This is a genomic window from Klebsiella sp. PL-2018 (assembly GCF_019048985.1).
In the GTDB taxonomy this organism is placed as follows: Bacteria; Pseudomonadota; Gammaproteobacteria; order Enterobacterales; family Enterobacteriaceae; genus Klebsiella; species Klebsiella michiganensis.
Genome location: NZ_CP077673.1, coordinates 5204134 through 5224345 on the forward strand (window position 1 = coordinate 5204134; position 20212 = coordinate 5224345).

Below are 20212 nucleotides of genomic sequence, written 5' to 3' on the forward strand. Positions count from 1 at the left end.
AAGGGATCCCGTGCTCGACAGAATCAAAGCCTGCTTCACCGAAAGCATTCAAACCCAAATTGCAGCAGCGGAAGCACTCCCGGACGCCATCTCCCGTGCGGCGATGACGCTCGTTCAGTCGCTGCTGAACGGCAACAAAATCCTCTGTTGTGGTAATGGCACTTCCGCCGCCAACGCACAGCATTTTGCTGCCAGTATGATTAACCGTTTTGAAACAGAGCGTCCTGGTTTACCCGCCATTGCACTAAATACCGATAATGTGGTCTTAACCGCAATTGCCAACGATCGCCTGCATGACGAAATCTATGCTAAGCAGGTGCGAGCGTTAGGACACGCCGGCGACGTGCTGCTGGCGATTTCTACGCGCGGCAACAGCCGGGACATCGTGAAAGCCGTGGAAGCGGCGGTCACCCGCGATATGACTATCGTGGCGTTAACCGGTTATGACGGCGGTGAACTGGCTGGCCTGTTAGGGCAGCAGGACGTCGAAATCCGCATTCCGTCGCATCGCAGCGCGCGAATTCAGGAAATGCACATGCTCACCGTCAACTGTCTGTGCGATTTGATCGATAACACGCTTTTTCCACACCAGGACGATTAAGGAGAACACATGAAGGCTCTCTCGCCCCTCGCCATTCTGCTGTCTGCGCTACTGCTTCAGGGATGCGTTGCTGCCGCGGTAGTCGGAACGGCAGCAGTCGGCACTAAAGCCGCGACGGACCCGCGTACGGTAGGTACTCAGGTGGACGACAGCACGCTGGAGCTGCGCGTTAACAGCGCGCTGTCGAAAGATGAACAAATTAAGAAACAGGCCCGCATCAACGTGACCGCCTACCAGGGCAAAGTTCTGCTGACCGGGCAGTCCCCAACGTCCGATCTCTCCGCGCGCGCGAAGCAAATCGCTATGGGCGTAGAAGGTACGACGGAGGTGTTTAACGAAGTGCGTCAGGGCCAGCCGATCGGCTTAGGAACCGCGTCTTCGGATACCTGGATCACCACCAAAGTCCGCTCCCAGCTGCTGGGTACCGACCAGGTGAAATCCTCCAACGTGAAGGTGACAACCGAAAACGGTGAAGTGTTCCTGATGGGTCTGGTAACCGACCGTGAAGGACGCGCGGCGGCGGATATCGCCAGCCGGGTGAGCGGCGTGTCTCGCGTCACCACCGCCTTTACCTATATTAAGTAAGCATCTCTGCCTCCCGGCCTGCGCTACGCTGAGCCGGGCTACGGGTTCACCGTTGGCTGTGGGCCGGTAGCCCGGACAGGCGCGCAGCGCCGCCTCCGGGAAGATCATCAGAGTAAAGCAACGCCCCCAACCACCGCGCCGCACAGCGCCACCAGCCCACCGGTCAGCCACAGCGCCTTCGCCGGGAACGCTTTACGCAGCATAATCAGTGACGGTACGCTGACAGCAGGCAGCGTAATCAGCAGCGCCAGCGCGGGCGCCGTGCCCATTCCTGCCAGCATCATGGTCTGCACAATCGGGATCTCCGCCGCCGTCGGTATCACAAACAGGCAGCCGGCAATCGCCATGGCAATCACCCAGAACAGCGTATTCTCCACCACGCCATCGGCGTGAGGGAATAGCCACACCCGCGCAGCGCCCAGCACCAGAACCGCCAGAATATAAACCGGGATGGTATTCCAGAACAGCGTCCACAGCGCGCGCAGCCAGCGGCTGAAGAAGCCGTCCTGCCCCGTTGTGACCGACATTTCAGGCACGGGAACCGGCTGCGTCGCCGCTTCTTTCACCCATTTCTGAACCAGCGTGGCGACCACCAGTACGGTCGCCAGTCCCGCCAGCAGGCGAATCAGCGCAAACTGCCAGCCCAGCACGAAGCCCATAAACACCAGCGTCGCCGGGTTGAGCAGCGGATTGCCCAGCCAGAATGCCAGCGCGCCGCCCATGGATACCTGCTGTTTACGCATTCCCGCAGCCACCGGCGCGGCGCAGCAGGTGCACATCATCCCCGGTAGAGAGAATGCGGTCCCCAGCAGCGTACCGCGAAAACGCGATTGCCCTAACGTGCGCCGCAGCCAGTCACGCGGGATCAGCACCTGAATGAGCGATCCCAGCAGCACGCCTAATACCGCCGCTTTCCATACCGCCAGGAAATAGACCAGCGCGTAATCCCAGGCCGCAGCGAAAGGATTCGCATCGCTATTTGCAAGAATGGATTTGCCGATACTGTGCGTCTCAGCGGCGGTAAAGGCTTTGCCGTAATAGGGCTGCCATTTAACGAACCACAGACCAACGATAACGACGAGAAAAAACAGCGCGGGCTTCCACCATTGAAACGGTGCTGCCGCCTGAGATGAAGACTGACCAGCCATAGCATTCCCCAGGGAGTGTCATGATAAATTGAGGACATGAATACTACGCCTCCGGGGAAACTTTGGAAATCAGTAATCCCCCGCGCGCGCGGCCCTCTCGCGCAGCTGCGACGAGGAGAGAATGCGGACGCCTTCCTGCGCGGGCGAGAGCGCCTCCGCGAGTAGCGCGCTTGCCACGTCCCGCGCGTCTATCGATTTCAGGTTTCCCGGCAGCAGGCTAAAAAGCGGCGCAAGGAGCGTCTCGCCGGCGCGTTTTTTTTCGCGCTCGCCTACCAGCATTGATGGACGGGCAATCGTCAACCTCGGCCACTGCTGCGCAATCAGCGCCTCTTCCATCTCGCCTTTTACCCGATTATAGAAAAAGGGGGAATGCGCGTTCGCCCCCATCGCGCTGACCACCAGCATATGCTGCGCGCCCAGCTTTTTCCCCACCAGCGCGGTATCAATGACCAGCGTATAATCGGCATGCACAAACGCCTCTTTGCTTCCCGCTTCCCGGCGGGTAGTTCCCAGGCAGCAGAAAACAATATCGACCGGATCGACCACCTGCGCCAGCGCGTCCGTGAGCTGCGGATCGTGGGGGTTAAATACGCCGGAGATATCGGTCAGCGGCCGACGCGTGGGCGCAGCAATGGACTTAACATCCGGCGCGTTGAGTAGCATTCGCAGTAAGTGACCACCAACTAACCCGGTTGCCCCCGTTAACAGTACCTGACTCATCGAAACTCCTTTGCAGATTTTTCTATGTTGCGATCCCAGCCTCATGTTCCAGACTTAATACTCTACGAGGTAATTATCCATCATCATCAGGGAAATGCCTCATTCCACACCGAAACACTGGAGGAAGAATGAGTAAGAAGATAGCCGTTTTAATTACCGACGACTTTGAAGACTCCGAGTTCACCTCACCCGCGGACGCCTACCGTCTGGCCGGACACAAGGTGGTGACCATTGAAAAACAGGCGGGGAAGAAGGTAAAAGGGAAAAAAGGGGAAGCTGAAGTCGTCATCGATAAAGCCATTGATGACGTCAGCCCTGCCGACTTCGACGCCCTGCTGCTGCCAGGCGGATATTCACCGGACTCGCTGCGCGGTGACGAACGCTTTGTCACCTTCACCCGCGATTTTGTCAACAGCGGCAAACCGGTCTTCGCCATCTGCCATGGTCCGCAGCTGTTGATTAGCGCCGATGCGATTCGCGGGCGTAAGCTGACGGCCGTGAAGCCTATCGTAGTCGACGTGAAAAACGCCGGTGGCGAATTCTATGACCAGGAAGTGGTTATCGACAACGAACAGCTGGTGACCAGCAGAACCCCGGACGACCTGCCGGCCTTTAATCGTGAAGCCTTACGCCTGCTCGGCGCCTGATTCGCGCAGCCAGTGCAGCTTTTTCCCAAAGCCCAGCGTGTTATCGGTGAACTTAAGCTCATCGGGACGAATCTCCCAGACGGATGCCGATAGCATGCGGGCGACAGGAAAACGGCTGACGTAGCGCTTGCGCATCGCCGCCTCTTCTTCCCCGGTGAGGCGGCGAATTTTACCTTTGAACTGTACGCCGCGGATCAGCGCCACGCTCTTTGGCTGGCCATTGACCGTCCCGGCCACGTTGGCGCTTTCCCCGGTCATTTGGCCGTGGCGCGTTTTTTCATCGCTGAGCAGATAAAATGCGACCTTCTCCGGGTCATAAACGTAAAAAGCATTGGCGCACCACAGCTCATCATCGCGGGCGACGCACCAGGTCACGACGTGCTGCTTACCCAGCCAGCGGCCGATCGCGGCGAGCGTATCCATCTTTACTCTCCAGTATGTTATGGTGCTCACACCTTAACATAGCGACCTCTGTACCGTGTGCTGGTTTCTCTATCTGATTCGTACCGCCGATAATCGTCTTTATACCGGGATTTCCACCGATGTTTCACGCCGCTTTTGCCAGCATCAGACTGGTAAGGGCGCGAAAGCGCTGCGTGGAAAAGGCGAGCTTCAGCTGGCCTTCAGTCAGGAAGTTGGTGAACGCTCACTAGCGTTGCGGCTTGAGTATCGTATTAAGCAGCTAACGAAGCGCCAGAAAGAGCGCCTCGTTGCCGGGGACGGTTCATTTGAGGCGCTGCTGGAAAGCCTCAGAAGCGATTAAAGTGGTCGCTATATTCGACCAGCCCGCTCACGCCGTTCAGCGCGTCATCGGCCAGACGATGCACCTGGAAAGCCTCGGCGCTATCGGGCCAGCGGCAGCGCAGATCGAAACGCGCCGCGGGTTCAAAGCCCAGACGGCCATAGAGCGCCGGATCGCCAAGCGTCACGACGGCGGCATAGCCAAACTCGTTCAGGGAATCGAGCCCTTCATAGACCAGTTGACGCCCGATGCCCTGACCGCGGTAGCTTTCATCGACCGCCAGCGGAGCCAGTCCAACCCACTGCAGCTCTTCGCCTTCGACGGCGACCGGGCTAAAGGCCACGTAGCCTACGACCTGACCTTCGTCATCCGTCGCCACCACGCCCAGCGTGATCAGGCCATCTTCACGAAGACTGTGCACCAGCTGCGCTTCCGCGTCGCCGCCGAAGGTACGACGCAATAGAGCATCGATACCCGGCGCATCAATCCCAATCTCTACTCGAATCAGCATGCCTCACCTACCGATGTCTGTTCAGGTTTCTGCGGGCCTTTCAGGCCAGCTTCAACAAAGTCCGCCAGCTGCAGCAGCATAATACGCAGCGCCTTTGGCATCTGCTCCAGCTCAATGGCATCCATCAGGTTTTTTACATACAGTCCCAGCTCGGTATCGCCTTCGATAACCAGGCGACGCTGGAAGAACAGCGTATCCGGATCCTGCTTACGCGCCGCGATCATCAGCAGGTCGCTGGCGTCGGCGCTGAAGCTAACGTCCGCTTCAGCCGCAGGGCTGACCACCAGACGACCGTCCACCACCGAGGTATACCACAGCAGGCCGATGTCGCGCACATGAATACTTAACCAGCGCCCCTCGAGAAACTCCAGTTCCCCATCCGCCAGCGCCTGGCGAAATTGCCAGCTTAATACCTGTTCCAGCACCTGGCGCTTGAGGGCAAATGGCGCCAGCTTAACCGGCACGCTCATCATCGACGGGCCAAAGTGAACCAGTTTGGAACGCAGTTTATCCAACACAAGCTTTACTCCATGAATGCAATAGTTCCTCTATTGTGCCATATCAAATAAACGACATAGCGGCGTAAATCAACAAAATCACGATGCCGGGCCGCAGGTATTGATCCCGCCAATACGCTTTTAACTGCCTCAAATCAAAAATTGTCACCAAAAGGTTAACTAAAATCCCAGCTCATTAACCATCCAGCGTCCCTGACGGGCCGCGTTTTTCAGGAAAAATTATGGAGCTGCTCTGCCCAGCCGGTAACCTTCCGGCGCTTAAGGCGGCCATCGAAAACGGCGCCGATGCCGTCTATATCGGGCTGAAAGATGACACCAACGCCCGCCACTTTGCCGGCCTTAATTTCACCGAAAAGAAACTGCAGGAAGCCGTCAGCTTTGTGCACCAGCATCGTCGCAAACTGCATATTGCCATTAACACCTTCGCGCATCCTGATGGTTATGCCCGCTGGCAGCGCGCGGTCGACATGGCGGCGCAGCTGGGCGCCGACGCGCTGATCCTCGCCGATATCGCGATGCTGGAATACGCCGCCGAGCGTTATCCGCATATTGAGCGCCACGTTTCCGTCCAGGCCTCGGCCACCAACGAAGAGGCGGTAAAGTTTTATCATCGCAATTTTGACGTCGCCCGCGTGGTGCTGCCGCGCGTGCTGTCGATTCACCAGGTCAAACAGCTGGCGCGCGCCACGCCGGTGCCGCTGGAGGTTTTTGCCTTCGGTAGCCTGTGCATTATGGCGGAAGGACGCTGCTACCTTTCCTCTTATCTGACCGGCGAATCGCCGAATACCGTCGGCGCCTGTTCGCCGGCGCGCTTCGTGCGCTGGCAGCAAACGCCGCAGGGGCTGGAATCACGCCTTAACGAAGTGCTGATTGACCGCTATCGGGACGGTGAAAACGCCGGCTATCCCACCCTCTGTAAAGGGCGGTATCTGGTCGACGGCGAACGCTACCACGCGCTGGAAGAGCCCACCAGCCTGAACACCCTAGAGCTGCTGCCGGAGCTGATGGCGGCAAATATTGCCTCGGTCAAAATCGAGGGCCGCCAGCGCAGTCCGGCGTACGTCACCCAGGTGGCGAAAGTCTGGCGTCAGGCGATCGATCGCTGCAAAGCCGATCCGCAAAACTTCGTACCGCAGTCCGCGTGGATGGAGACCCTCGGTTCCATGTCCGAAGGGACGCAAACCACCCTTGGCGCCTATCACCGTAAATGGCAGTGAGAACAGCAATGAAATATTCATTAGGGCCGGTGCTTTATTACTGGTCAAAAGAGACGCTGGAAGATTTTTACCAGCAGGCGGCAAGCTGCAGCGCGGACACGATTTACCTCGGCGAAGCGGTATGCAGCAAACGTCGCGCCACCAAAGTCGGCGACTGGCTCGACATGGCAAAAACGCTGGCGGGAAGCGGTAAACAGGTGGTGCTTTCCACCCTCGCGCTGGTGCAGGCGTCCTCGGAGCTGGGCGAACTGAAGCGCTATGTCGATAACGGCGAATTTCTGATTGAAGCCAGCGATCTCGGCGTCGTTAACCTGTGCGCGGAACGTAAGCTGCCGTTCGTCGCCGGGCACGCGCTTAACTGCTACAACGCCGTCACCCTGCGTCTGCTGCTCAAGCAGGGCATGGTGCGCTGGTGTATGCCGGTCGAACTTTCCCGCGACTGGCTGGCGAATTTGCTGACCCAGTGCGACGAGCTGGGCATTCGCGACAGGTTTGAGGTAGAGGTCCTGAGCTACGGTCATCTGCCGCTGGCCTACTCCGCCCGCTGCTTTACCGCGCGCTCGGAAGACCGGCCGAAAGACGAGTGTGAAACCTGCTGCATAAAATACCCTAACGGGCGCGACGTGCTTTCGCAGGAGAACCAGCAGGTGTTCGTCCTCAACGGCATTCAGACCATGAGCGGCTACGTCTACAACCTCGGGAATGAGCTAAGCACCATGACCGGGCTGGTGGATATGGTTCGCCTGTCGCCGCTGGGTAGCGAGACCTTCGCTATGCTGGACGCCTTCCGGGCGAATGAAAACGGCGCGGCGCCGCTGCCGCTGACGGCGAACAGCGACTGCAACGGCTACTGGCGACGGCTGGCCGGGCTGGAATTGCAGAGCTGATTAACCGCTCACTTTGTTAATGGCTATCGCTGCTTTTTAATGCACTATTAAAGATGCAGCTTTTCTGGCTGGCGTATCCTGGATGCGCCAGGCTGGAAGAAGACCTTCAATCTGATGACGATGCTGTAGCAAAGTGAGCCTTTATGACTGACAAATCTGTTTCGTTCTCGGTGCTCGATCTGGCGCCGATCCCGCAAGGTTCTTCCGCAAAGGAAGCCTTCTCCCACTCTTTAGGCCTGGCGCAGCTGGCGGAAAAGCGCGGCTATCACCGCTACTGGCTGGCCGAACACCATAATATGGTCGGTATCGCCAGCGCGGCGACTTCCGTACTGATTGGCTACCTTGCCGCGAATACCACCACTCTGCATCTGGGCTCCGGCGGCGTGATGCTGCCGAACCATTCGCCGCTGGTGATTGCCGAGCAGTTCGGTACGCTCAATACGCTCTACCCGGGACGCATCGATCTCGGCCTTGGCCGCGCGCCGGGCAGCGATCAGCCAACCATGCGCGCGCTGCGTCGCCATATGAGCGGCGATGTCGATAACTTCCCGCGCGATGTCGCGGAGCTGGTGGACTGGTTCGACGCCCGCGATCCTAATCCGCACGTGCGCCCGGTTCCCGGCTATGGCGAGAAGATCCCGGTCTGGCTGCTCGGCTCAAGCCTGTACAGCGCCCAGCTGGCGGCGCAGCTTGGGCTGCCGTTTGCCTTTGCCTCGCACTTCGCCCCGGATATGCTCTTTCAGGCCCTGCACCTCTACCGCACCCACTTCCAGCCGTCAGAGCGGTTAGCGAAGCCGTACGCGATGGTATGCATTAACATTATTGCCGCCGACAGCGACAGAGATGCGGAATTTCTGTTTACGTCCATGCAGCAGGCGTTCGTCAAACTGCGCCGCGGCGAGACCGGACAGCTGCCGCCGCCGGTGCAAAATATGCATCAGCTGTGGTCCGCTTCAGAGCAGTACGGCGTCGAAAAAGCGCTGAGCATGTCGCTGGTCGGCGATAAAGCGAAAATCCGTCACGGGCTGGAGTCGATCCTGCGGGAAACCCAGGCCGATGAAATCATGGTCAACGGCCAAATCTTCGATCATCAGGCGCGCCTGCATTCATTTGATTTGGCGATGCAGGTGAAAGAAGAGCTTCTCGGATAGTGAAAAATGCGGCATTTCTGCCGCATTTTCAACTAGTGATAGGTGGGTAATACGTTAAAGCTCGACAGGAAATGCACGATAACGTTACCCAGCCCGAACAGCAGAACCAAAGCAATCATCGGCTTTCCGCCCCAAACGCGAAACAATGGGCTACCAAAGCGTTTGCGCGATGCGCGAGCCAGCAGCGCCGGTACAATTGCCGCCCAGATCGTCGCCGCCAGCCCCGCATAGCCGATCGCGTAGAGGAATCCGTTCGGCCACAGCAGGCCACCCGCCATCGGCGGAACAAAGGTGAGAAGCGCGGTTTTAAAGCGTCCCAGCGCGGAGTCATCGAACCCGAACAGATCCGCCAGATAATCAAACAGACCGAGCGTCACGCCAAGGAATGAACTGGCAACGGCAAAGTTCGAAAAAATGACTAACAGCAGATCCAGACTCCGGCTGTTCAGTACCCCACTGAGCGCCTGGACCAGGACATCTATGTTGCCCCCCTTCTGCGCAATACCGATAAACTCAGGGCGTGGGATATTACCCATCGTCACCAGCAGCCACACCACGTACAGGCCCAGCGCCAGCAGCGTACCGTAAACCAGACACTTAACGATTGTGCGCGGATCTTTGCCGTAGTACTTCATCAGGCTCGGCACGTTGCCGTGATAGCCGAAGGACGCGAGGCAGAACGGCAGCGTCATCAGCAGATAGGGCATATACGAGGCATTTTGTTCAGCCACGTTAAACAGGGTGGTCGGCTGGACGTGCCCCAACAGGCTGCCAAAGGTCAAAAAGAAGGTAATGACCTTAGCTCCCAGCACAATGGCCGTCATGCGGCTCACCGCTTTGGTGCTCAACCAGACGATAAACGCCACCAGCAGCGCAAAACCGAAACCTGCCGCCCTTGCCGGTACGTTCAGCGACATTTCGCTAAACGTATGGTGCAGAATCGAGCCGCTGGCGGAGATATAGGCGTAAGTCAGAATATAAAGAACAAAGGCGATCGACACGCCGTTAACCAGATTCCAGCCTTTGCCGAGCAGATCTTTAGTAATGGTATCGAAGCTCGAGCCAATCCGGTAATTCAGGTTCGCTTCGAGGATCATTAACCCGGAGTGAAGCATACAAAACCAGGTAAAAACCAGCGCTGCCAGAGACCAGAAGAACCACGCGCCGGACATCACAACCGGCAGTGAGAACATGCCCGCCCCAATAATCGTCCCGCCAATAATCACTACGCCGCCAAACAAGGACGGTCGGGTTGCCGTAGTGGTAAGTGTCGCCATTTGCCGAAATCTCCAGTCGAAAATACTTTTCTTGTTATTAACGTGACGCACTGTACCAGTACACGAGTACAAAGGGAATAAAAAAAGCCCCAATCATAAAGATCGGGGCTGTATCGTTTACTTTACGTTAGCGGAAAGCGCTAATTATGCATCGCCACCGAAACGACGACGACCTGCGGAGTCATCGCGACGCGGAGCTGAAGCATCATCGCGGCGCGGCGCGCGGCCACCTTCACGACGTTCGCCGCTGAAACGACGACCTTCACCACGGCCGCCTTCGCGACGCTCACCGCCGAAACCACGGCCTTCACGACGTTCACCGCCGCCGAAGCTACGACCGCCTTCACGACGCTCACCGCCGCCACGACGTTCGCCGCTGCGTTCAGGACGCGGCTGAGCATCGCCCAGCAGCTGCATGTTCATCGGCTTGTTCAGGATGCGGGTACGCGTAAAGTGCTGCAGCACTTCGCCCGGCATGCCTTTCGGCAGTTCGATGGTGGAGTGAGAACCAAACAGCTTGATGTTACCGATGTAACGGCTGCTGATGTCGCCTTCGTTGGCAATTGCGCCAACGATGTGACGAACTTCAACGCCGTCATCACGGCCCACTTCAATACGGTACAGTTCCATATCGCCAACGTCACGACGTTCACGCTTCGGACGATCTTCGCCACTGCGTTCCGGACGGTCGCCGCGCGGGCCACGGTCGTTACGGTCGCCGCGACGTTCGAAACGATCGTCACGGTCGCGGAACTCGCGCTTAGGACGCATAGGCGCATCCGGCGGCAGGATCAGCGGACGTTCGCCCTGAGCCATTTTCAGCAGCGCGGCGGCCAGCGTTTCCACGTCCAGCTCTTCGCCTTCGGCAGACGGCTGGATTTTCGCCAGCAGTGCACGGTACTGATCCAGATCGCTGCTTTCCAGCTGCTGCTGAACTTTCGCCGCGAATTTTTCCAGACGGCGTTTGCCCAGCAGTTCTGCGTTCGGCAGTTCAACTTCCGGAATGGTTAGCTTCATCGTACGTTCGATATTGCGCAGCAGACGACGCTCGCGGTTCTCAACGAACAGCAGCGCGCGGCCAGCACGACCCGCACGACCGGTACGGCCGATACGGTGAACGTAAGACTCGGAATCCATCGGGATATCGTAGTTAACCACCAGGCTGATACGCTCAACGTCCAGGCCACGGGCCGCAACGTCGGTTGCAATCAGGATATCCAGACGACCGTCTTTCAGACGCTCCAGAGTCTGCTCACGCAGGGACTGGTTCATGTCGCCGTTCAGCGCAGCGCTGCTATAACCGCTACGCTCCAGCGCTTCGGCCACTTCCAGGGTCGCGTTTTTGGTACGAACGAAGATAATCGCCGCATCAAAATCTTCCGCTTCCAGGAAACGCACCAGCGCTTCGTTTTTACGCATACCGTAAGCAGTCCAGTAGCTCTGGCTGATGTCCGGGCGAGTTGTTACGCTCGACTGGATGCGCACTTCCTGCGGCTCTTTCATAAAGCGGCGGGTAATACGGCGAATGGCTTCCGGCATGGTGGCAGAGAACAGAGCGGTCTGATGACCCTCCGGGATCTGCGCCATAATGGTTTCTACGTCTTCGATGAAGCCCATGCGCAGCATTTCGTCAGCTTCATCCAGAACCAGACCGCTCAGCTTAGAGAGATCCAGCGTACCGCGTTTCAGGTGGTCCAGCAGACGACCCGGGGTACCGACAACGATTTGCGGCCCCTGACGCAGCGCCCGCAGCTGCACGTCATAACGCTGGCCGCCGTACAGGGCAACCACGTTTACGCCGCGCATATGTTTAGAGAATTCCGTCATTGCTTCAGCAACCTGTACCGCCAGTTCGCGGGTCGGCGCCAGCACCAGAATCTGCGGTGCTCTCAGCTCAGGATCGATGTTGTTCAGCAGCGGTAAAGAGAACGCTGCGGTTTTACCGCTACCCGTCTGGGCCATACCCAGAACGTCGCGGCCGCCCAGCAGATGCGGAATGCACTCAGCCTGGATCGGAGATGGTTTTTCGTAACCCAGATCGTTAAGCGCTTCAAGGATGGGAGCCTTCAGGCCCAGATCTGCAAAAGTGGTTTCGAATTCAGCCATGTAGTACGTGTGCCTCAAAATTAATGGCGGCCAGTCTACATAACTCATCGTGAAAATTTTCGGTAATTTTCATTGAAAAGTGTGAACCGGCTCAAAGTAGGTGTATTAACGAACAACAACGCCCTCACCCGCAAAGGTGATGGCAATCAAAAAAGGGCTGATGTGTTCGTCAGCTATTGCTGGTCCGATTCTGCCAGGTCATCTTGCTCCTGGCCCAAGAGCGATAATTCCAACAATGCGTATCGGTGCTCAACGTAGTTATGAACGTTGTTTGCGACCGCCAGTTTGAACAGTGCCGTAGCGCTGTCCTTGTCCCCCAGACTTAGGTAGTACTTACCTAAATAGAAGTTGGTTTCACTGAGATGCTCAGCGAGCGAGGTGTTATCCGTTGCGTCTGCCTTCAGACGGTCCATTAGCTCTTTTTCGCTAATGTCGCCAAGGTAGAACCCGACAATGTTCCATCCCCATTGTTCTTTATCCGACTTGTTTAAGCGCTGTCTCAGTGCTTCAAGCGCCTGCTTCTCATCGAGCTGACGCTCGGCGAGATAAAGCCACAGGCTTCGGAAAGGATCATTGGGATCGTCTTGATAAAACGCCAGCAGATCATCTTGCGCTAACTTAGCGCGACCGCCGTAATACAGGGCGATACCGCGATTTAAGTGCGCGTAGTTGTAAGTTGGATCAAGCTCAAGTACAGAATCAAACGCTTCATAGGCAGCATCAAAATTGCCTGCCTGCGTTAAGTAAATGCCTAAGTAATTGAATACTTCAGGCATATCCGGTCGGATTGCCAGCGCTTGTGAAAAATCATTTCGCGCTAATGCCCTCAGACCGAGACTATCATACAACACTCCGCGCTCATATAAAAGCTGTGCGCGTTCGTCATCGGTTAAAGCCCGACTGGCAAGAATTTGTTCCATGCGCGCCAGAATCACTTCCTGCTGCAAAGTCGGTTGCAATGGCACCGCGAGGACTGCGTCCTTACGCCAGGCAGAGTTGCTGCATCCTGCCAGCGTGAGAGCTGTCGCCACGAAACACCAGCGCAAAAAAGGCTTCATTTCCCACTCCCGAAGACAACGATTGGATGAACGTCCAGTTCCCCGGCTGCAAACAGGGCGTCCTGCCCGCAATGCGCCCTCCGCAATGCGGAGGGCAAACGGCAACCTTACTCGCCCTGCTGTTCGGCAGCCGGAGCTTCCGGCGCAGCCGCAGGCTGAGTTTGTTCAGTTGCTTCTTTGATGCTCAGACGGACACGGCCCTGACGGTCAACTTCCAGAACCTTAACCGGCACTTCCTGACCCATCTGCAGATAGTCGGTCACTTTCTCAACGCGCTTGTCGGCGATTTGAGAGATGTGAACCAGACCTTCTTTACCGCCGCCAATGGCAACAAACGCGCCAAAGTCAACGATACGGGTCACTTTACCGTTATAGATACGGCCAACTTCGATCTCAGCGGTGATCTCTTCGATACGGCGAATCGCGTGCTGCGCTTTGTCGCCGTCGGTTGCCGCGATCTTCACGGTACCGTCATCTTCGATTTCGATAGTGGTGCCGGTTTCTTCGGTCAGCGCACGAATAACGGAACCGCCCTTACCGATAACGTCTTTGATTTTGTCCGGACTGATCTTGATCGTGTGGATACGCGGTGCGAATTCAGAGATATCGCCGCGCGGCGCGTTAATCGCCTGTTCCATCACGCCCAGGATGTGCAGACGCGCACCTTTAGCCTGGTTCAGAGCAACCTGCATGATCTCTTTGGTGATACCTTCAATTTTGATATCCATCTGCAGAGCAGAGATACCTTCGCGGGAACCCGCTACTTTGAAGTCCATATCGCCCAGGTGATCTTCATCGCCCAGAATGTCAGACAGTACAACGAAGTTGTCGCCTTCTTTCACCAGACCCATTGCGATACCCGCAACGGCGGCTTTCACCGGCACGCCTGCGTCCATCAGTGCCAGAGAAGCGCCACAGACGGAAGCCATGGAGGAGGAGCCGTTAGATTCGGTGATTTCAGAAACCACGCGAACGGTGTACGGGAACTCTTCGATAGTCGGCATCACGGCCAGTACGCCGCGCTTAGCCAGACGACCGTGACCGATTTCACGACGCTTCGGAGAACCGACCATTCCCGTTTCGCCTACGGAGTACGGAGGGAAGTTATAGTGGAACAGGAAGGAGTCCGTGCGCTCGCCCATCAGTTCATCGATGTTCTGCGCGTCGCGTGCGGTGCCCAGGGTCGCAGTAACCAGCGCCTGAGTTTCGCCACGGGTAAACAGTGCGGAACCGTGGGTACGCGGCAGAACGCCGGTACGAACGTCCAGACCACGAATCATATCTTTTTCACGACCATCAATACGCGGCTCACCGGCCAGTACGCGGCTACGCACCACGTTTTTCTCGATTGCGTGCAGGATTTCACCCAGTTCGTTAGCGTCCAGAGCTTCATCTTCCGCAACCAGGGTCGCGATAGTTTCGGATTTGATCACGTCAACCTGAGCATAGCGCTCCTGTTTGTCGGTGATGCGGTAAGCATCGCTCAGGCGAGATTCAGCCAGCGCGGCAACGCGCGCGTTCAGCGCCGCATCAACCACTTCCGGCTGCCAGTCCCAGCGCGGCTTACCGGCTTCTTTCACCAGATCGTTGATGTTCTGAATAACCACCTGCTGCTGGTCGTGACCAAACACGACCGCGCCCAGCATCTGGTCTTCGCTCAGCAGTTCAGCTTCGGATTCAACCATCAGTACTGCGGCTTCGGTACCTGCGACAACCAGATCCAGTTTGCTGGACTTCAGCTCTTCCTGGGTCGGGTTCAGCACGTACTGGTCATTAATATAACCCACGCGAGCGGCGCCAATTGGGCCGTTGAACGGAATACCGGACAGGGACAGCGCTGCGGAAGCGCCGATCATCGCGACGATATCCGGGTTAACCTGCGGGTTAACGGAAACCACGGTCGCGATAACCTGAACTTCGTTAACGAAGCCTTCCGGGAACAGCGGGCGAACCGGGCGGTCAATCAGACGCGCGATCAGGGTTTCGCCTTCGCTCGGACGGCCTTCACGACGGAAGAAACCACCCGGGATTTTACCTGCAGCGTAGGTACGCTCTTGATAGTTAACGGTCAGCGGGAAGAAATCCTGGCCTGGCTTCGCTTTTTTCTGGCCCACAACGGTAACGAATACCGCGGTGTCATCCATGCTAACCATAACGGCGGCAGTTGCCTGGCGCGCCATCATGCCGGTCTCCAGCGTTACGGTATGTTGGCCGTACTGGAATTTACGAACGATCGGATTAAGCAAAATTCTATCCTTTTATCTATAGATGATGTCAAATCCACGATAAGACATCGTATGACCCGATCTTCTGCATCCTCGCGACTAATGACAACCTTTACCCGCCCCTGCGAGTCAAGCCTCTCATTAGCCGCGCGAACCTCTGCATGAAGATCATTAATAGCAACAATACATGAGTTTTTAATGAATTGCTGCCGCCCGGTCGAAAAAAGGGGCCGTGAGGCCCCTTCTTCTGAAACTCGCAGAATTAGCGACGCAGACCCAGACGCTCGATCAGCGCAGAGTAACGTGCAACATCTTTACGTTTCAGGTAGTCGAGCAGTTTACGACGCTGAGAAACCATGCGCAGCAGACCACGACGGCTGTGGTGATCTTTTTTGTGCTCTGCAAAGTGACCCTGCAGGTGGTTGATCTGTGCAGTCAGCAGTGCAACCTGAACTTCAGTAGAACCGCTGTCGTTTTCGCCACGACCGAACTCAGAAACGATTTTTGCTTTAGCTTCAACGCTTAGAGACATTTTCGAACTCCAAAATTAAAAGAAAGAAAGGGTGCCGATCTCTAATTCAGCAACCCCTGATATAACGCTCGCAAATGTTAAAACACGTTGGCGAGTGTTAAGCGGCGATATTCTACTCGCAGCAGCCTTTTATCGCAAGGAAAGCGCTCAGACAGGGTATTCAACCACCAGACGACGAGGCGCCACGCGGCCTTCATCATCCATCTCACCCATACCAAGAAACTTCTCTTCAGCGCCTTCAGTAACGCGAACCAGCCCCTGCAGCGGCGCGCCCGATGTCCGCACCGGGTTACCGTTTTTAAAGTAGACGGCCGAGGTTTCCGGAATATTCACCAGCGGGTAATCCGAAGCCGGACTGTCCATCGGCATCAGCAGCGGGTCCAGCAGCTGGGCTGCGGGAATATCCTGCGCATGTGCTTGTTCGACAAGCGCCTGCAGCTGCTCCAGCGTCACCATCCGTTCGACGGGATATTTACTGACAGCCAGGCGACGCAGGAAAATGACGTGCGCACCGCACCCGAGTTTCTCGCCTAAATCATCAATAATCGTGCGAATGTAGGTGCCTTTCGAGCAGTGAATCTCCAGCTCGAGCTCCGTCCCCTCATGGCGAATAAACAGCAGCTCGTACACCGTAATCGGCCGGGATTCACGCGGTACTTCAATCCCCTGTCGGGCATATTCGTACAGCTTTTTCCCCTGGTATTTCAGCGCCGAATACATCGACGGTACCTGCTGGGTTTCGCCACGGAAGCCGTCGAGCGCTGCCGCCAGCTGCTCCGGGCTAAAAGTCAGCGGACGCTCTTCCACCACCTGGCCATCGGCATCAGAGGTATCGGTGCGCTGGCCAAGCCTGGCAATGACGCGGTAGCGCTTGTCAGAATCGAGCAGATACTGGGAAAACTTTGTCGCTTCCCCAAGGCAAATCGGCAGCATACCGGTCGCCAGCGGATCCAGCGCCCCGGTGTGCCCTGCCCGATTAGCATTATAAAGCCGCTTAACTTTCTGCAGCACGTCGTTGCTGGATGCGCCCTGCGGTTTATCCAGCAACAGTACGCCATGCACGTCACGGCCGCGACGACGAGGACGACTCATTAGTCCTCCTTACTGTCGTCCGGGTTCACACGACGTTCATCGTCATGTTTTACCACGCTGGTCACCAGGTTCGACATGCGCATCCCTTCGACTAATGAATTGTCGTAGAAGAAAGTCAGTTCCGGCACGATACGCAGGCGCATCGCTTTGCCCAGCAGCGAGCGGATAAAACCAGATGCTTCCTGCAAGGCCTTGATCCCCGCTTTCACGGCGGCTTCGTCTTTGTCGTTCAGGAAGGTCACAAACACTTTGGCATAGGCCAGGTCGCGGGACATTTCAACGCCTGAAACGGTCGTCATCATGCCCAGACGCGGGTCTTTAATTTCGCGTTGCAGGATGATTGCGATCTCTTTTTGCATCTCCTGGGCCACGCGCTGCGGGCGACCAAATTCTTTCGCCATAATAAATTCTCCAGACAAATAAGGGGGCCACGCGGCCCCCTTTAATTTTGTATAACCGGGTGGCGCTGCGCTTCCCCGGCCTACTAAACGATTAATCGATGGTACGTTGAATCTCGATGATTTCGAACACTTCGATCATATCGCCAACGCGAACGTCGTTGTAGTTCTTAACGCCGATACCACACTCCATACCGTTACGAACTTCGTTAACGTCATCTTTGAAGCGGCGCAGGGATTCCAGCTCGCCTTCATAGATAACCACGTTGTCGCGCAGGACGCGGATTGGGTTATGACGCTTGATCGTACCTTCGGTAACCATACAGCCTGCGATGGCGCCGAATTTCGGCGATTTGAACACATCACGGACTTCAGCCAGACCAATGATCTGCTGTTTCAGTTCCGGAGACAGCATGCCGCTCATCGCTGCTTTCACTTCGTCGATCAGATGGTAGATGACGGAGTAGTAGCGCAGATCCAGGCTTTCCGCGTCGATAACTTTACGTGCGGATGCATCAGCACGTACGTTGAAGCCAACCAGAATCGCGTTGGATGCGGCCGCCAGGGTCGCGTCGGTTTCGGTGATACCACCTACGCCGGAACCGATAATCTTCACTTTCACTTCGTCGGTAGACAGTTTCAGCAAGGAGTCGGAGATCGCTTCCACAGAGCCCTGCACGTCCGCTTTGAGGACGATGTTCACTTCGTGAACTTCGCCTTCGGTCATGTTGGCGAACATGTTCTCAAGCTTAGATTTCTGCTGACGAGCCAGTTTAACTTCACGGAATTTACCCTGACGATACAGCGCAACTTCACGTGCTTTTTTCTCGTCACGCACAACGGTCACTTCGTCACCGGCAGCCGGTACACCTGACAGGCCAAGGATTTCCACCGGAATGGACGGACCCGCTTCCAGCACTTCCTGACCCAGTTCGTTACGCATCGCACGAACGCGACCGTATTCGAAACCGCACAGGACGATGTCGCCTTTATGCAGCGTACCTTCGCGTACCAGAACGGTGGCAACCGGACCACGACCTTTATCGAGGAAAGATTCGATAACCGCGCCGCTCGCCATACCGTTGCGAACCGCTTTCAGCTCCAGAACTTCAGCCTGCAGCAGGATAGCATTCAGCAGATCGTCAATACCGGTACCGGCTTTAGCGGATACAGGGATGAACTGCGCTTCGCCACCCCACTCTTCCGGCATAACGCCGTACTGAGAGAGCTCGTTTTTAACGCGATCCAGGTCCGCTTCCGGCTTATCGATTTTGTTCACCGCAACCACCAGAGGTACCTGCGCCGCTTTCGCGTGCTGGATAGCTTCGATAGTCTGCGGCATTACGCCGTCGTCTGCCGCCACAACCAGAACCACGATATCCGTCGCCTGCGCACCACGAGCACGCATAGAGGTAAACGCGGCGTGACCCGGGGTATCCAGGAAGGTGATCATACCGTTGTCGGTTTCGACGTGGTACGCACCGATGTGCTGGGTAATGCCGCCCGCTTCGCCAGAGGCCACTTTCGTTGAACGAATGTAGTCCAGCAGAGAGGTTTTACCGTGGTCAACGTGACCCATGATGGTCACAACCGGTGCGCGCGGTTCAGCCGCAGCGCCGGTGTCACGGTCGCTCATTACCGCTTCTTCCAGCTCGTTTTCACGACGCAGGATAACTTTGTGGCCCATCTCTTCGGCAACCAGCTGTGCGGTTTCCTGGTCGATAACCTGATTAATCGTCGCCATGGCGCCCAGCTTCATCATCGCTTTGATGACCTGAGAACCTTTGACGGCCATCTTGTTGGCCAAATCGCCAACGGTGATGGTTTCGCCGATGATAACATCACGGTTAACCGCCTGAGCCGGCTTCTGGAAGCCTTGCTGCAGAGCAGAACCTTTACGATGCTTGCCACCTTTACCGCCGCGAACGGCCGCACGGGCTTCTTCACGATCGGCTTTCGATTCAGCGTGTTTGTTGCCTTTCTTAGCCGGACGCGCTGCTTTCGCATTACGTCCACGGCCGCGACCGCCTTCAACTTCACGATCGTTATCGTCTTCAGCCTGACGCGCATGCTGAGAAGTCGTTACGTGATAGTCAGTGGTCTCTTCAGGGGTTTCTGGCGCTTCAGTCCAGTTCTTTTCATTTTCTTGAGCCATACGGCGTGCTTCTTCCGCTACACGGCGCGCTTCTTCTTCAAGTTTGCGGCGTGCTTCTTCTTCCGATTTGCGCTTCAGCTCCGCAGCTTCGTTTTCGCGGCGTTGCTTTTCAGCCTGGGCGGTTTTGGTCATATCGTCGGTTTGTTGATTGCTCACTTTGTCTTTTTCCGCGGCTTCACGTTTCGCTTTATCGGCGAGTTCACGTTTCGCTTGTTCTGCGGCCTCACGTTCAGCTTTTAATTGCGCCTCGCGTTTGGCAGCTTCTTCTGCCTCACGACGGGCTTGCTCTTCCGCTTCACGCTGCGCCTGCTCTTCCGCGGCAAGGCGTTCGGCCTCTTGCGGATCGCGTTTCACAAAGGTGCGTTTCTTGCGGACTTCGATTTGTACCGACTTACTCTTTCCACCGGTACCCGGAATATTTAACGTGCTGCGCGTTTTGCGCTGCAGCGTCAGCTTGTCGGGCGCTGAGCCGTGTTCACGGTTCAGGTGCGTCAACAAGGTTTGCTTCTCTTGCGCGGTCACAGAATCATCAGCCGATTTGCGGATCCCTGCATCAGCAAATTGCTGTATCAGGCGATCCACAGAGGTCTGAATCTCCGAGGCCAGCGCTTTAATGGTCACATCTGTCATGCTGTTCCTTCC

Annotated in this window: 21 protein-coding genes; 7 read left to right on the forward strand and 14 right to left on the reverse strand. The window is 56.6% G+C overall.

Annotated features, from left to right (window positions below; translation table 11 throughout):
• Positions 1–10: 10 nt before the first annotated feature.
• The gene (gene diaA / locus MKleb_RS24490; protein ID WP_002918211.1) at positions 11–601 is read left to right on the forward strand and encodes a DnaA initiator-associating protein DiaA; all 591 of its coding nucleotides are present in this window, start codon (positions 11–13) and stop codon (positions 599–601) included.
• 9 nt (positions 602–610) lie between these two features.
• Positions 611–1186: a division/outer membrane stress-associated lipid-binding lipoprotein gene (gene dolP / locus MKleb_RS24495; RefSeq protein WP_004125578.1), complete on the forward strand. Its 576-nt coding sequence runs from the start codon at positions 611–613 to the stop codon at positions 1184–1186.
• Between the two features lie 107 nt (positions 1187–1293).
• Here the strand turns inward: dolP and MKleb_RS24500 are convergent, their stop codons facing one another.
• Positions 1294–2334, reverse strand: a complete 1041-nt coding sequence (locus MKleb_RS24500) for a permease (protein ID WP_025108139.1) — start codon at positions 2332–2334, stop codon at positions 1294–1296.
• 69 nt (positions 2335–2403) lie between these two features.
• Positions 2404–3054 carry an NAD(P)H-binding protein gene (locus MKleb_RS24505; protein WP_025108140.1) on the reverse strand — a complete coding sequence of 217 codons (651 nt, stop codon included), beginning with the start codon at positions 3052–3054 and terminating at the stop codon, positions 2404–2406.
• A gap of 128 nt (positions 3055–3182) precedes the next feature.
• Between MKleb_RS24505 and MKleb_RS24510 the strand changes: the two genes are divergently transcribed.
• Positions 3183–3701: a type 1 glutamine amidotransferase domain-containing protein gene (locus MKleb_RS24510; protein WP_025108141.1), complete on the forward strand. Its 519-nt coding sequence runs from the start codon at positions 3183–3185 to the stop codon at positions 3699–3701.
• On the opposite strand, the gene MKleb_RS24515 is transcribed toward MKleb_RS24510, so the two are convergent.
• Positions 3681–4124, reverse strand: coding sequence for a YhbP family protein (locus MKleb_RS24515; protein ID WP_025108142.1), 444 nt, complete (start codon positions 4122–4124; stop codon positions 3681–3683). The genes MKleb_RS24510 and MKleb_RS24515 overlap by 21 nt on opposite strands.
• A 55-nt stretch (positions 4125–4179) precedes the next feature.
• Between MKleb_RS24515 and MKleb_RS24520 the strand changes: the two genes are divergently transcribed.
• Positions 4180–4464, forward strand: coding sequence for a GIY-YIG nuclease family protein (locus MKleb_RS24520; RefSeq protein WP_217076310.1), 285 nt, complete (start codon positions 4180–4182; stop codon positions 4462–4464).
• Here the strand turns inward: MKleb_RS24520 and MKleb_RS24525 are convergent.
• Both MKleb_RS24525 and ubiT read right to left on the reverse strand, forming a co-directional pair.
• Positions 4451–4954 (reverse strand): GNAT family N-acetyltransferase, encoded by a 504-nt coding sequence (locus tag MKleb_RS24525; protein WP_004125592.1) that lies wholly within the window; start codon positions 4952–4954, stop codon positions 4451–4453. The two genes, MKleb_RS24520 and MKleb_RS24525, sit on opposite strands and share 14 nt — an antisense overlap.
• A complete protein-coding gene (ubiT, locus tag MKleb_RS24530) occupies positions 4948–5472 on the reverse strand; it encodes a ubiquinone anaerobic biosynthesis accessory factor UbiT (protein ID WP_004854523.1) in 525 nt (174 codons plus the stop codon). The genes MKleb_RS24525 and ubiT overlap by 7 nt, the downstream gene beginning before the upstream one ends.
• A 221-nt stretch (positions 5473–5693) precedes the next feature.
• Here ubiT and ubiU point away from each other — a divergent pair, with 221 nt between their 5' ends.
• The 3 genes from ubiU to MKleb_RS24545 all read left to right on the forward strand — a co-directional run bounded on the left by ubiU (position 5694) and on the right by MKleb_RS24545 (position 8727).
• On the forward strand, positions 5694–6689 hold the full coding sequence (gene ubiU, locus MKleb_RS24535) for a ubiquinone anaerobic biosynthesis protein UbiU (RefSeq protein WP_004106058.1): 996 nt from the start codon (positions 5694–5696) through the stop codon (positions 6687–6689).
• Between the two features lie 8 nt (positions 6690–6697).
• Positions 6698–7576, forward strand: a complete 879-nt coding sequence (locus MKleb_RS24540; RefSeq protein ID WP_025108144.1) for a U32 family peptidase — start codon at positions 6698–6700, stop codon at positions 7574–7576.
• A gap of 143 nt (positions 7577–7719) precedes the next feature.
• Positions 7720–8727 (forward strand): luciferase-like monooxygenase, encoded by a 1008-nt coding sequence (locus MKleb_RS24545; RefSeq protein WP_025108145.1) that lies wholly within the window; start codon positions 7720–7722, stop codon positions 8725–8727.
• Between the two features lie 32 nt (positions 8728–8759).
• Here the strand turns inward: MKleb_RS24545 and mtr are convergent, their stop codons facing one another.
• From mtr to infB, 9 genes are all read right to left on the reverse strand, one after another.
• Positions 8760–10004: a tryptophan permease gene (gene mtr, locus MKleb_RS24550; RefSeq protein WP_025108146.1), complete on the reverse strand. Its 1245-nt coding sequence runs from the start codon at positions 10002–10004 to the stop codon at positions 8760–8762.
• Between the two features lie 144 nt (positions 10005–10148).
• Positions 10149–12110: a DEAD/DEAH family ATP-dependent RNA helicase gene (locus tag MKleb_RS24555; protein ID WP_014839626.1), complete on the reverse strand. Its 1962-nt coding sequence runs from the start codon at positions 12108–12110 to the stop codon at positions 10149–10151.
• A complete protein-coding gene (yrbN, locus tag MKleb_RS24560; RefSeq protein ID WP_085954934.1) occupies positions 12103–12183 on the reverse strand; it encodes a protein YrbN in 81 nt (26 codons plus the stop codon). The genes MKleb_RS24555 and yrbN overlap by 8 nt, the downstream gene beginning before the upstream one ends.
• A gap of 100 nt (positions 12184–12283) precedes the next feature.
• The gene (nlpI, locus tag MKleb_RS24565; RefSeq protein WP_004854535.1) at positions 12284–13168 is read right to left on the reverse strand and encodes a lipoprotein NlpI; all 885 of its coding nucleotides are present in this window, start codon (positions 13166–13168) and stop codon (positions 12284–12286) included.
• Positions 13169–13275: 107 nt separating this feature from the next.
• Complete coding sequence (gene pnp / locus MKleb_RS24570) at positions 13276–15414, reverse strand: polyribonucleotide nucleotidyltransferase (RefSeq protein WP_009651902.1); 2139 nt, start codon at positions 15412–15414, stop codon at positions 13276–13278.
• Positions 15415–15655: 241 nt separating this feature from the next.
• Complete coding sequence (gene rpsO / locus MKleb_RS24575) at positions 15656–15925, reverse strand: 30S ribosomal protein S15 (protein WP_002918244.1); 270 nt, start codon at positions 15923–15925, stop codon at positions 15656–15658.
• Positions 15926–16072: 147 nt separating this feature from the next.
• A complete protein-coding gene (truB, locus tag MKleb_RS24580) occupies positions 16073–17017 on the reverse strand; it encodes a tRNA pseudouridine(55) synthase TruB (protein ID WP_014839629.1) in 945 nt (314 codons plus the stop codon).
• The gene (gene rbfA / locus MKleb_RS24585; RefSeq protein ID WP_004106092.1) at positions 17017–17418 is read right to left on the reverse strand and encodes a 30S ribosome-binding factor RbfA; all 402 of its coding nucleotides are present in this window, start codon (positions 17416–17418) and stop codon (positions 17017–17019) included. The genes truB and rbfA overlap by 1 nt, the downstream gene beginning before the upstream one ends.
• Positions 17419–17509: 91 nt before the next feature.
• Positions 17510–20200 carry a translation initiation factor IF-2 gene (gene infB, locus MKleb_RS24590; protein ID WP_025108147.1) on the reverse strand — a complete coding sequence of 897 codons (2691 nt, stop codon included), beginning with the start codon at positions 20198–20200 and terminating at the stop codon, positions 17510–17512.
• Positions 20201–20212: the final 12 nt, after the last annotated feature.

Bases quoted from the DNA above. Each gene is read 5' to 3' on its own strand.
- dolP (WP_004125578.1), top strand. From the start codon at position 611: ATGAAGGCTCTCTCGCCCCTCGCCATTCTGCTGTCTGCGCTACTGCTT.
- MKleb_RS24500 (WP_025108139.1), bottom strand. From the start codon at position 2,334: ATGGCTGGTCAGTCTTCATCTCAGGCGGCAGCACCGTTTCAATGGTGG.
- MKleb_RS24505 (WP_025108140.1), bottom strand. From the start codon at position 3,054: ATGAGTCAGGTACTGTTAACGGGGGCAACCGGGTTAGTTGGTGGTCAC.
- MKleb_RS24510 (WP_025108141.1), top strand. From the start codon at position 3,183: ATGAGTAAGAAGATAGCCGTTTTAATTACCGACGACTTTGAAGACTCC.
- MKleb_RS24515 (WP_025108142.1), bottom strand. From the start codon at position 4,124: ATGGATACGCTCGCCGCGATCGGCCGCTGGCTGGGTAAGCAGCACGTC.
- MKleb_RS24525 (WP_004125592.1), bottom strand. From the start codon at position 4,954: ATGCTGATTCGAGTAGAGATTGGGATTGATGCGCCGGGTATCGATGCT.
- ubiU (WP_004106058.1), top strand. From the start codon at position 5,694: ATGGAGCTGCTCTGCCCAGCCGGTAACCTTCCGGCGCTTAAGGCGGCC.
- MKleb_RS24540 (WP_025108144.1), top strand. From the start codon at position 6,698: ATGAAATATTCATTAGGGCCGGTGCTTTATTACTGGTCAAAAGAGACG.
- MKleb_RS24545 (WP_025108145.1), top strand. From the start codon at position 7,720: ATGACTGACAAATCTGTTTCGTTCTCGGTGCTCGATCTGGCGCCGATC.
- mtr (WP_025108146.1), bottom strand. From the start codon at position 10,004: ATGGCGACACTTACCACTACGGCAACCCGACCGTCCTTGTTTGGCGGC.
- MKleb_RS24555 (WP_014839626.1), bottom strand. From the start codon at position 12,110: ATGGCTGAATTCGAAACCACTTTTGCAGATCTGGGCCTGAAGGCTCCC.
- yrbN (WP_085954934.1), bottom strand. From the start codon at position 12,183: ATGAAAATTACCGAAAATTTTCACGATGAGTTATGTAGACTGGCCGCC.
- nlpI (WP_004854535.1), bottom strand. From the start codon at position 13,168: ATGAAGCCTTTTTTGCGCTGGTGTTTCGTGGCGACAGCTCTCACGCTG.
- rpsO (WP_002918244.1), bottom strand. From the start codon at position 15,925: ATGTCTCTAAGCGTTGAAGCTAAAGCAAAAATCGTTTCTGAGTTCGGT.
- truB (WP_014839629.1), bottom strand. From the start codon at position 17,017: ATGAGTCGTCCTCGTCGTCGCGGCCGTGACGTGCATGGCGTACTGTTG.
- rbfA (WP_004106092.1), bottom strand. From the start codon at position 17,418: ATGGCGAAAGAATTTGGTCGCCCGCAGCGCGTGGCCCAGGAGATGCAA.
- infB (WP_025108147.1), bottom strand. From the start codon at position 20,200: ATGACAGATGTGACCATTAAAGCGCTGGCCTCGGAGATTCAGACCTCT.